Below are 11,218 nucleotides of genomic sequence, written 5' to 3' on the forward strand. Positions count from 1 at the left end.
TCGCGCGCCGTCCCGGGGAGGACGGCGCGGGGCGCGGGGCCCGGCCGGTGGTCAGAGGTGCGGTGCGTCAGCAGATGCGGGGCACGACGAGCAGCGGAGGACAGCGGTAGCCGGCGACCGGCCGGGACACGGTGGCCCGGGCCGGTTGGAGGACCGGCGGCCCCACGGGTGGTGCCGCGGGGTCGTCGTCCCGCGGGGCAGCGCTGGCCCGGTTCCGACGCGTGGACCCACCAGGATCACCGGTGGATCTGAACGGAAGGGTACACAGCCGTAACACCCTGCCCACCGGTGGAAACGGGTCGGTCAGCGTGTCCGTTCAGGGCGCTCCCGGCGCGTCGTGAGACCGGTCACTCGCCCGCCCCGGGGCGTGCGCGTCGGTGCTGGTCGGCGCCTCGCCGGCAGCCGCGGGGACGTCGTCGGCGGTGTCGTCGTCGTCACGTCGGCCGTCGTCGTCGGAGGTGCCGGCGCGGTCGATGACCTCGCGCGGGCGGCCGCGCTGCCACACCAGGTAGACCACCGCGAGCAGGCCCACCACGATGCAGGTGAAGACGTTGAGCCGGACGCCGAAGAAGCGGTTGGCGTCGTCGATGCGCAGCACCTCGATCCACAGCCGGCCGGCGCAGTACAGGGCGACGTAGAGGGCGAAGGCGCGGCCGTGGGACAGCCGGAAGCGCCGGTCGGCCCAGACCACGACGGCGGCCGCGGCCAGGTTCCACAGCAGCTCGTAGAGGAACGTGGGGTGGAAGGTGGCGAAGGCCTCGTAGCCGTCGGGCCGGAAGCGCGGGTCGATCTCCAGGCCCCACGGCAGCGTCGTGGGGCTGCCGAAGAGCTCCTGGTTGAACCAGTTGCCCAGCCGGCCGACGGCCTGGGCCACCAGCAGGCCCGGGGCGATGGCGTCGCCGAACGCGGGCAGCGGGATGCCCCGGCGCCGGCAGGCGATCCAGGCGCCGACCCCGCCCAGGGCGATCGCGCCCCAGATGCCCAGGCCGCCCTCCCAGATGGCGAGGGCCCGCAGCGGGTCACCGCCCTCCCCGAAGTAGGGCTGGGGCGTGGTGATCACGTGGTAGAGCCGGCCGCCGATGATCCCGAACGGCACGGCCCACAGGGCGATGTCGAGCACCTCGCCGGGCCGCCCGCCGCGGGCCACCCAGCGCTTCTCGGTGATCCAGGCGGCCGCGACGATGCCGGCGATGATGCACAGCGCGTAGGCGCGCAGCGGGAACGGCCCGAGGTGCCAGACGCCCTGGGCCGGGCTCGGGATCGTGGCGAGGACGCTCACGGCACGGCCACCCGGCGCCGCACGCCCGCGGCGAGCTCCTCCGACAGCGCCCGGACGCCGTCGGGTCCGGTGCCGTCGAGCATGCGGCGCACGTAGGCCGTCCCGACGATCACGCCGTCGGCGAAGGCGGCCACCTCGGCGGCCTGGTCGCCGTTCGAGACGCCGAGACCCACGCAGACCGGCACGTCGGTGACCGCGCGCGTCCGGACGACCAGCCGCTCGGCGGCGTCGCTGACGGTGGCGCGGGTCCCGGTCACGCCCATGGTGGAGGCGGCGTAGACGAAGCCGCGGCAGGCGGCCGTGGTCGAGCGCAGGCGGGCGTCGGTGGACGACGGCGCGACGAGGAACACCCGGTCCAGGCCGTGCTCGTCCGACGCCGCCAGCCACGCCCCGGCCTCGTCGGGGATGAGGTCGGGGGTGATCGCCCCCGCTCCCCCGGCGGCGGCCAGGTCGGCGGCGAACCGCTCGACGCCGTAGCGCTCGATGGGGTTCCAGTAGCTCATGACCGCCGGCACCGCACCGGCCGCGGCCACCGCCTCGACCGCGCGCAGCACGTCACGCATGCCGACGCCGGCGCGGACGGCGGGCTCGACCGCCTGCTGGATGACCGGACCGTCCATGCCAGGGTCGGAGTACGGGACGCCGATCTCGACGACGTCGGCGCCGCCCTCGACCATCGCGGTCATCGCGGCGATCGAGCCGTCGACGTCTGGGTAGCCGACCGGCAGGTAGGCGACCAGCGCCGCTCGGCCCTCGGCGCGGGCGGCGCCGAGGCGGTCCCCGAGGAGGCTCACGCCGGGCTTCCCGCGTCCTGGCCGGGCACCGCGTCGCCGTTGGTGACGGCGCCCTCGGTCGGGTGCTGGTCGGTGTCCATGCCGGCGCCGGGCTCGACGCTCTCCCGGTCGCCGAGGCCGAACCAGCGGGACGCCGTCTCGACGTCCTTGTCCCCGCGCCCGGAGAGGTTGACCAGCAGCAGCGCGTCCGGTCCGAGCTCCCGGCCGAGCTTCATGGCACCGGCCAGCGCGTGCGCGGACTCGATCGCCGGGATGATCCCCTCGGTCCGGCACAGCAGCGCGAAGGCCTCCATGGCCTCGGCGTCGGTGACCGGGGAGTACTCGGCGCGGCCGATGTCGTGCAGGTGGCTGTGCTCCGGGCCGACGCCCGGGTAGTCGAGGCCGGCGCTGATCGAGTGCGACTCGATGGTCTGGCCGTTGTCGTCCTGCAGCAGGTAGGAGCGGGCGCCGTGCAGCACGCCCGGCGCTCCCCCGGTGATCGTCGCGGCGTGCCGGCCGGTGCCGACGCCGTCGCCGCCGGCCTCCAGGCCCACCAGGCGCACGCCCTCGTCGGGCACGAAGGCGGTGAAGATGCCGATTGCGTTGGAGCCGCCGCCGACGCAGGCGAGGACGGCGTCGGGCAGCCGGCCCTCCCGCTCCAGCACCTGGCCGCGGGCCTCGTCGCCGATGACCCGCTGGAAGTCGCGGACCATCGCCGGGAAGGGGTGGGGGCCGGCGACGGTGCCGAAGACGTAGTTCGTCGTCTCGACGTTGGTCACCCAGTCGCGGAAGGCCTCGTTGATGGCGTCCTTGAGGGTGCGCGAGCCGGTGGTCACCGGGATGACCTCGGCGCCGAGCAGCCGCATGCGGGCGACGTTGAGCGCCTGCCGGCGGGTGTCCTGCTCGCCCATGTAGACGGTGCAGGACAACCCCATGAGCGCCGCCGCGGTGGCCGTCGCGACGCCGTGCTGGCCGGCCCCGGTCTCGGCGATGACGCGCTTCTTGCCGATCCGCTTGGTGAGCAGCGCCTGGCCGAGCACATTGTTGATCTTGTGCGAGCCGGTGTGGTTGAGGTCCTCGCGCTTGAGCAGCACGCGGGCGCCGCCGCAGTGCCCGGCGAAGCGCGGGACCTCGGTGACCGGGCTGGGGCGGCCGGTGTAGTCGCGCTGCAGGGCGGCGAACTCGGCGAGGAACGCGGGGTCGACCCGCATGGCCTCGTAGGCCTCGGTCAGCTCGTCCAGCGCGGCGATGAGCGCCTCGGGGACGAAGCGGCCACCGAAGACCCCGAAGTGGCCGGTGGCATCGGGCCAGGTCGGGCGGGCCGGCTCGAGTCGATCCTCGGGCGGGTGCACGGCACTGGTCGTCATGCGACCAGTGTCCCGCGCCGCGGCGTCACCGTGGTGGAGGGGGTCGGCGGGTGGTGCTCGGCGTCAGCGCGTGGTGCGCGGCACGGCCGGGTGCGACCCGGCGGTGACCAGGTCGGCGACCGCCTGGCGCGGGTCGCCGGCGGTGACCAGGCCCTCTCCGACCAGGACGGCGTCGGCGCCGGCGGCGGCGTAGGCGATGAGCTCGCGCGGGCCGCGCACGCCGGACTCGGCGACCTTGACGATGCCCGACGGCAGCCCGGGGGCGATCCGCTCGAACGTGCCGAGGTCGACCTCGAGGGTGGTGAGGTCGCGGGCGTTGACGCCGATCACCGACGCGCCGGCCGACAGCGCCCGGTCGGCCTCGGCCTCGGTGTGCACCTCGACCAGGGCGGTCATCCCGAGCGACTCGACCCGCTCGAGCAGGCCGGTCAGGGCGTTCTGCTCGAGCGCCGCGACGATGAGCAGGACGACGTCGGCACCGTGGGCCCGGGCCTCGTGCACCTGGTAGCTGCTGACCACGAAGTCCTTGCACAGCACCGGCACGCGGACGGCGGCGCGGACGGCGGCGAGGTCGGCGTGCGAGCCGCCGAAGCGGCGCCGCTCGGTGAGGACGCTGATCACGCGCGCGCCGCCGGCGGCGTACTGGGCGGCGAGCACGGCGGGGTCGGGGATGTCGGCGAGCGCGCCCTTGCTCGGGCTGCGACGCTTGACCTCCGCGATGACGCCGACGCCGGGCTCGCGCAGGGCGGCGAGCGCGTCGAGGGCGGGACGGGCGTCGCGGGCGGCGGCCTTCACCTCGGCGAGCGGGGTGGCTGCCTCGCGCGCCGCGACGTCCTCACGGACGCCGGCGACGATGTCGTCGAGGACGGTCACTCCGCCTCCTCGCTTCTGGGGGTCGGCCGTGCCCGGCCGGACGGTGAGCCCACCCTAGCCGCGGCGGCCCCCGTGGTCGGTCGCCGGGTCGGGGGTCTCCCCCGGGGTCCCGTCACCGGTCCCGTCGCCGGTCCCGTCGTCGGTCGGGTCGTCGCCGCGGTCGAGGGCGCGCCAGGCGTCCAGCGCGCGGTCCTCGTCGGTGCGGGTCCGCTCCGGGGCCTGGGCCTGGGCCTGGGCTTGGGCCTGGGCCGCGCCGGGCCCGCGCTCGTAGCGCCGCCCCATCGCCGGCCAGCGGCGGCCGCGGACGGCGACCAGGAGCCCGGTGGCCACCGCGACGACGGCGGCGACCACGACCAGCACCGGCCAGGCTGCGGCGAGGTCGGCCGCGCGCTGCTCCCCCGGTCCCGCGGCAGCGGTGTCCGGCCCGCCCACGAGGACGCGCAGGGCCGACCACCCGAGCGCGGCCCCGGCGAGGGCGACCAGCAGCCCCACCGCGATCCGCCCGGCGCCGCGCACCGCGAGGACGGCGACCGCGGCGGCCAGCAGCAGCAGCCCCGCGGCGGTGACCAGCGGTGCCACCGCCGACCCGGTCAGCGTCTCGGTGACCGGCGGCAGCGGCGGCGTGCGGGTCACCGTGACCGTGGCCCAGGTCTGCCCGCCGGCCGACAGCGCCAGGCCGCCGGCGACCGCGCAGCCGGCGACCGCAGCGCCCGGCTCGCGCCGGGACGCGCCCTGCATCAAGGTCCGCTCCTGCGGGGCGCTCCGCTCCTCGCTCGTTCCTCGCTGCGATGCTCACGCCCCTGTCCGCTCAACGCACCTCCCGCATGCCCTCCGCCGTCGCGATGGCCGACAGCACTGCCCGCGCCTTGTGCCGGGTCTCGGCCTCCTCGGTGACGGGGTCGCTGTCGGCGACGACGCCGGCGCCGGCCTGCACGTAGGCCCGGCCCTGGTGGAGGACGGCGGTGCGGATGGCGATGGCCATGTCCATGTCGCCGCTGGCGTCGAGGTAGCCGACGGTCCCGGCGTAGAGCGCCCGCCGGGTCGGCTCGAGGGACTCGATGATCTCCATCGCCCGCGGCTTCGGGGCGCCGGAGACCGTGCCGGCCGGGAACGTGGCGTCGAAGACGTCGAGCGCGTCGCGGCCGGGCGCCACCTCGCCGGAGACGGTGGACACCAGGTGCATGACGTGGCTGTAGAGCTCGATCCGCATGAAGTCGGGGACCTCGACGGTGCCCGGCACGCAGACCCGGCCCAGGTCGTTGCGCGCCAGGTCGACGAGCATGACGTGCTCGGCGCGCTCCTTGGGGTCGGCGAGCAGGCCCTCGGCCAGCCGCAGGTCCTCCTCCTCCGTCGCCCCGCGCGGGCGGGTGCCGGCCGGCGGGTGCACCACCGCTCCGGTCCCGGTGACGGTCACCAGCGCCTCCGGCGAGGAGCCGACGACGTCGAAGGGCGTCTCCCGCCCGGCGAAGCGCAGCAGGTACATGTACGGCGAGGGGTTGGTGGCCCGCAGCACCCGGTAGAGGTCGAGGGCGTCGACGTCGGTGTCGGTCTCGAACCGCTGGGCGAGCACGACCTGGAAGGCGTCGCCGGCGCGGATGTGCTCGCGCACCGTCTCGACCCCGGCCTCGTAGACCCCCGGCGCCATCGTGCTGCGCACCGGCGGCGGCTCGGCGGGGGTGAACGTGGCCACGCCCGGCGGGACCGCCTTGGTGAGGTCGGCGGCCATGGCGTCGAGGCGGGCGACGGCGTCGTCCCAGGCGGCGTCCGGGTCGGCGGTGCCGTCGTGGGTGCCGGTCAGGGCGTTGGCGATGAGCAGCACCGTGCCGTCGGTGTGGTCGAGGACGGCGAGGTCGGTGACCAGCATCAGCGACAGCTCGGGCATGCCGAGGTCGTCGGTGGCGGTGCTGGGCAGCCGCTCCAGCCGCCGGACGACGTCGTAGCCGAGGTAGCCGACCAGGCCGCCGGTCAGCCGGGGCAGGTCGGCCCGGCGCGGCGAGCGCAGCCGGCGGGCCAGCGTGCGGACGGCGGCCAGCGGGTCCGCGGGCAGGTCGTCGGTCAGCCCGGGCAGGTCCTCGCCCAGCCACAGCGTGCGGCCCTCGCGCTCGCTCAGGACCCCGGCGCTGCGCACGCCGACGAAGCTGTAGCGCGACCAGCGCTTGCCCTGCTCGGCGGACTCGAGCAGCACGGTGCCGGGCCGGTTGCCGGCCAGCTTGCGGTAGATGCCGACCGCGGTCTCGCCGTCGGCCAGCAGCCGCCGGGTGACCGGCACGACCGGCTGGGCGAGCCCGGCGAACTCCTCCCGGGAGGGGCTGGTCTCACCGAGCCGCACGGGGCACCTCCGTGTTCCGAGCGAGGACGTCGCGGGAGAAGCAGGAGCGGGTGCCGGTGTGGCAGGCCGGGCCCTCCTGGTCGACGAGCACGAGCAGGGCGTCGCCGTCGCAGTCCAGGCGCACCTCGCGGACCCACTGCCGGTGCCCGGAGGTCTCGCCCTTGACCCAGTACTCGCCCCGGCTGCGCGACCAGTAGGTGGCCCGGCCGGTGGTCAGGGTGCGGTGCAGCGCCTCGTCGTCCATCCAGGCGACCATGAGCACCTCACCGGTGTCGTGCTGCTGGACGACGGCGGCGACCAGCCCGGCGGGGTCACGTCGCAGCAGGGCGGCGACGGCGGGGTCGAGGGCGGAGTCGACGGCGGGCACGGCGGACATGCCGGCGATTCTCCCCCGCCGCCGGGGCGTGCCGGGTCAGCGGCCCCGCGCGGCCCTCCGGACGGCGAGCCAGCGTGCGGTGGACGGGGCGAGCGCGAACGCGCCGGTCGCCACCGCGAGCACACCGAAGACCGCCGCGGCGCCGCCGAGGACGAGCCGGTCGCCGTCGACCGCGCCGAGCGGCCCGGTGAGCAGCTGGTACAGCCACCACCCGACGAAGCCGAGCTCCGCGACGCTGGTGACCACCAGCGTCCACCGGTCGATGCCGGTCACGACGAGCACCGCGCCGGTGACCAGCGCCCCTACGGCCGCGAACTCCAACAGCGCGACGACCAGACCCTGCCGGGGCACGGTCGACCCCAGCTCGCCGTAGGGGTCGCTCCAGCCGGAGGACCACCAGGTCGCCACGGCTCCGGGCACGGACAGTGCGGCCAGCACGCAGGCCAGCACGCACGCGGTGACCGCCGTGCCGGGCCGGCGCGGCGGAGCGGGCGGGTACGACGCGACCGACGTGACCGGCGCGGGCGCCCAGCCGGTCACCGCGCCGCTCCCGCGGGCGGTGCGGCGTCGGTGCCGTCGGCCCAGCGGCGGACCGATCCGACGAGCAGCAGGCCGAGGGCGACGGCCGGCGCCGCGACGTAGAACAGCACCGCGGCCACGAGCAGGCCGGTGGAGCCGACGACGTCCTCGGTCAGGGCGTCGAGCGTGGACAGCCGCACCAGCCAGTAGAGGGCGATGAGCAGCTGGACGGCCAGCGCGACGACCAGCGTCAGCCAGGACGAGCGGCTGCGCCGGTTGAGCACCAGGATGCCGCCGACCACCAGCGCGACCACCGACAGGACCTGGACGACGGTGACGACGATCCCCTCGGTGACCAGGGCGTCGGCCTCGGCGTCGCCGCCGAAGCCGGTGGAGACGACGCCCAGGGTGCTGGCCAGCAGCAGCACGTAGGCAGACGTCAGGGCGACCAGCCCCGCCTGGACGAAGGCGAGCACCGCGGCCGCGACGACCTGTCCGGGACGGCGCGGGCGGGCCGGCACCGGCGGGCCGTAGGCCGGCCAGTACGGCGCCGGCACCGGCCAGCCGGGGTACGCGGCGCCCGGGTGTGCCGGCGGCGGGGCGTAGGGGGTCGTGGGCGGCGGCCCGCCGTAGGCGACCGGCTCGGTCGTGGTGGCCGGGTCGGCCCACGGGTTGCCGGGCGCGGTCACAGCGCGGCCGCCAGTGCCCGGCCGGCGACCCGCCCGGAGAAGAGGCAGCCGCCGAGGAAGGTGCCCTCGAGCGACCGGTAGCCGTGCATGCCGCCCCCGCCGAAGCCGGACGCCTCACCGGCGGCGTACAGGCCGGGGAACACCTCGCCGCGGGCACGGAGCACCCGGCCGGACAGGTCGGTCTCCAGGCCGCCGAGGGTCTTGCGGGTGAGCAGGTTGAGCCGCACGGCGATCAGCGGGCCGGCCTCCGGGTCGAGCAGCCGGTGCGGCGAGGCCACCCGGATGAGCTTGTCGCCGAGGTAGTTGCGCGCGCCGCGGACGGCGGTCAGCTGCAGGTCCTTGGTGAAGGGGTGCGCCACTTCGCGGTCGCGGGCGACCACCTCGCGCTCCACGGTCTCGAGCGCGATCTCGGGGGCTCCCCCGGTGACCCGGTTCATCCCGGCGACGAGCTCGGGCAGCGTCGTCGCCGTCACGAAGTCCTCGCCGCGGTCGAGGAAGGCCTGGACGGGGGCGGAGACGCCGGACTTCACCCGGTCGAGCAGGAGCCTGAGGTCCTTGCCGGTGAGGTCGGGGTTCTGCTCGGAGCCCGACAGCGCGAACTCCTTCTCGACGATCTTCTTCGTCGACACGAACCAGGTGTGCTCGTGGCCGGTCTGCCCGATGTGGGCGAGCGTGCCGAGGGTGTCGAAGCCGGGGAACAGCGGGACGGGCAGGCGCTTCCCGGTGGCGTCGAGCCAGAGCGAGGAGGGTCCGGGGAGGATCCGGATGCCGTGCCGCGCCCACACCGGGGAGTGGTTGGTGATGCCCTCGGTGTAGTGCCACATGCGGTCGCCGTTGATCAGGTTGGCGCCCGACGCCCGGGCGGCCTGCAGCATCAGCCCGTCGACGTGCGCGGGGACGCCGGAGAGCAGCCGCTCCGGCGCGGGTCCCAGCCGGGCCGGCCAGTTCTGCCGGACCAGGTCGTGGTTGCCGCCGATGCCACCGGAGGTGACGACGACGGCCTGCGCGGCGAGCTCGAAGTCACCGACGGCGGCGCGTGAGCTGACCTCGCCGCGGGCGGCGCCGCTGGACTCGAGCACCTCGCCGCGCACGCCGGTCACGGTCCCGCCGGTGACGACGAGGCCGGTCACCCGGTGCCGGAAGCGCAGCTCCACCAGCCCGCGGTCGACGGCGGCGCGCACGCGGCGGGCGAAGGGCTCGACGATGCCGGGGCCGGTGCCCCAGACGATGTGGAAGCGCGGCACCGAGTTGCCGTGGCCGTTGGCCGTGTAGCCGCCCCGCTCGGCCCAGCCGACGACCGGGAAGAAGCCGATGCCCTGCTCGCGCAGCCAGGCCCGCTTCTCCCCCGCCGCGAACTGCAGGTAGGCCTCGGCCCACTGCCGCGGCCAGTGGTCCTCGGGGCGGTCGAAGGCGGCGGTGCCGAACCAGTCCTGGCGGGCCAGCTCGAGGGAGTCGTGCACCCGCAGGCGGCGCTGCTCCGGCGAGTCGACGAGGAACAGGCCCCCGAAGGACCACCACGCCTGCCCGCCGAAGGACGCCTCCGGCTCCTGCTCCAGCAGCACCACCCGCGTGCCGGCGTCGGCCAGCTCGGCGGTCGCCACCAGGCCGGCCAGGCCGGACCCCACCACGACGACGTCTGTGTCGCTCACGGCGGGCACGCTAGCGGGCGCGGCCGGCCCCGCGGGCACGTGCGGCCGGCAGCGGCGGCGGTGTCGCCCGGCCGGGGCGGGTCCAGTCCCGGATCGGGCGGCGCACCGCCAGCGCGAGGCACCCGACCGGGCCGACGAGCAGCAGCAGTGCCCAGCCGACCGAGGACTCGTCCCCGAGCGCGCCGAAGAGCGCGGCCACGCCGAGCAGCAGGAGCAGCGGGAGCGCCGCGGCGACGGCGAGGACCAGCCAGCCGCGCGCCCGGCCCAGCCAGACCAGCACCGCGCCGGCGACCGCGAGCAGCGCCAGCGCCGCCGACACGGCGAGGTACCGGCCCCAGCCCGGGGCTGGCCCGCCCACAGCAGCCGGCCGAGGTAGAGGTCCTCGGCGGCGACGAGCAGGCCGAAGACCGCGGCGAACGGCGCGGTGAGCGGGCGGCCCTGCGGGGGCGGCGGCGGGGCGGTGCGCCGGACCGCCGACGACGTCGCGGCCGCCGCCCGCGGCGAGCGGCGCGTCGTCGTCCGGCGGGGCGGGGACGACGGCATGCCGCGCAGCGTAAGTGGGGTCCCCGGGGTCCGGGCCGCGATCAGGCCTCGCGGCCGCGCCGCTGCACCCGGGCCTCGGCCAGCCAGCGGCCGACCGCCGGGGTCATCGCCAGCCCGGCCGCCAGCACCGGGCAGATCGCCAGGACGAACGGGCCCAGGCCCACCGACGAGCCCACCGACGCGGAGGTCACGAGCACCAGCACGCCGACGGCGATCGCCGCCAGTGCGGCGAGCACCAGCGGCACCCGGCCGCGCCGGAACAGGAACCAGCCGAGGGCGAACAGCTGCAGCAGGGGCGGGACGAGCAGCAGGACGATGCTGACCCAGTCCCGCCCGGCGTCGGCCTCCAGTCCGCCCAGGGCGACCACCAGGAAGGCGACCACCACCAGCGGCAGCACGCCCAGCGCCGCGAGGACGGCGGCGGCGAGGGCCGGCCCGGGGATCGACGACGGCGCGCTCATGCGGCGCAGCCTAGTACTGCAACGGCAGTTATGGCGGTGCCTGTCCGCGGGCTCGGTAGTGGGCGGCGCGGGCCTGGGCCTGGCGTCGTCGGCGCCACCAGGACCAGTCGGCGGTGTGGTCGAGGTCGGGCCGCGGTGTATGGATGAGGGTGTTGAGCAGGCGGCGGAGCTCGGGCACGGTCAGCGCGATGAGCTGCTCGGTTGCGGCTGCAGACCCCCCTTTTCCGCGCTGGCGCGGGTGGCACTCAGATAGGCGTGGGCGAGCATTGCCAGGGTGATGTGCCGATACCAGGCGGTGTAGTCCCGCACCTGGTAGGAGGCCAGCCCGGCCTCGTTCTTGGCCGCCTGGAAACACTCCTC

At 76.1% G+C, this 11,218-nt stretch carries 12 protein-coding genes and 1 pseudogene; all 13 read right to left on the reverse strand.

Features of this window, described 5'->3' with window-relative positions; translation table 11 throughout:
• Positions 1-316 precede the first annotated feature (316 nt).
• A complete protein-coding gene (gene lgt, locus BM414_RS13310; protein ID WP_093579906.1) occupies positions 317-1,279 on the reverse strand; it encodes a prolipoprotein diacylglyceryl transferase in 963 nt (320 codons plus the stop codon).
• Positions 1,276-2,073, reverse strand: coding sequence for a tryptophan synthase subunit alpha (gene trpA, locus BM414_RS13315; protein ID WP_093579907.1), 798 nt, complete (start codon positions 2,071-2,073; stop codon positions 1,276-1,278). Before trpA ends, lgt begins: the two co-directional genes overlap by 4 nt.
• Positions 2,070-3,419 carry a tryptophan synthase subunit beta gene (trpB, locus tag BM414_RS13320; protein ID WP_093579908.1) on the reverse strand — a complete coding sequence of 450 codons (1,350 nt, stop codon included), beginning with the start codon at positions 3,417-3,419 and terminating at the stop codon, positions 2,070-2,072. The genes trpA and trpB overlap by 4 nt, the downstream gene beginning before the upstream one ends.
• Before the next feature lie 63 nt (positions 3,420-3,482).
• Positions 3,483-4,292: an indole-3-glycerol phosphate synthase TrpC gene (gene trpC, locus BM414_RS13325; RefSeq protein ID WP_093579909.1), complete on the reverse strand. Its 810-nt coding sequence runs from the start codon at positions 4,290-4,292 to the stop codon at positions 3,483-3,485.
• Between the two features lie 54 nt (positions 4,293-4,346).
• Entirely contained in the window at positions 4,347-5,030 is a 684-nt protein-coding gene (locus BM414_RS13330) for a Trp biosynthesis-associated membrane protein (protein ID WP_093579910.1), read from the reverse strand.
• Between the two features lie 70 nt (positions 5,031-5,100).
• On the reverse strand, positions 5,101-6,621 hold the full coding sequence (locus tag BM414_RS13335; RefSeq protein WP_093579911.1) for an anthranilate synthase component I: 1,521 nt from the start codon (positions 6,619-6,621) through the stop codon (positions 5,101-5,103).
• On the reverse strand, positions 6,608-6,997 hold the full coding sequence (hisI, locus tag BM414_RS13340; protein ID WP_093579912.1) for a phosphoribosyl-AMP cyclohydrolase: 390 nt from the start codon (positions 6,995-6,997) through the stop codon (positions 6,608-6,610). The genes BM414_RS13335 and hisI overlap by 14 nt, the downstream gene beginning before the upstream one ends.
• Before the next feature lie 36 nt (positions 6,998-7,033).
• On the reverse strand, positions 7,034-7,537 hold the full coding sequence (locus BM414_RS13345) for a hypothetical protein (RefSeq protein ID WP_093579913.1): 504 nt from the start codon (positions 7,535-7,537) through the stop codon (positions 7,034-7,036).
• Complete coding sequence (locus BM414_RS13350) at positions 7,534-8,205, reverse strand: hypothetical protein (protein ID WP_093579914.1); 672 nt, start codon at positions 8,203-8,205, stop codon at positions 7,534-7,536. Before BM414_RS13350 ends, BM414_RS13345 begins: the two co-directional genes overlap by 4 nt.
• On the reverse strand, positions 8,202-9,854 hold the full coding sequence (locus BM414_RS13355; protein ID WP_093579947.1) for an FAD-binding dehydrogenase: 1,653 nt from the start codon (positions 9,852-9,854) through the stop codon (positions 8,202-8,204). Before BM414_RS13355 ends, BM414_RS13350 begins: the two co-directional genes overlap by 4 nt.
• A gap of 10 nt (positions 9,855-9,864) precedes the next feature.
• Entirely contained in the window at positions 9,865-10,212 is a 348-nt protein-coding gene (locus BM414_RS13360; RefSeq protein ID WP_093579915.1) for a hypothetical protein, read from the reverse strand.
• Positions 10,213-10,438: 226 nt separating this feature from the next.
• The gene (locus BM414_RS13365; RefSeq protein ID WP_093579916.1) at positions 10,439-10,858 is read right to left on the reverse strand and encodes a hypothetical protein; all 420 of its coding nucleotides are present in this window, start codon (positions 10,856-10,858) and stop codon (positions 10,439-10,441) included.
• 180 nt (positions 10,859-11,038) lie between these two features.
• Positions 11,039-11,218 (reverse strand): annotated as a pseudogene (locus BM414_RS13370) (IS701 family transposase); the annotation flags it as partial.

Source organism: Geodermatophilus amargosae, from assembly GCF_900116515.1.
Lineage (GTDB): Bacteria > Actinomycetota > Actinomycetes > Mycobacteriales > Geodermatophilaceae > Geodermatophilus > Geodermatophilus amargosae.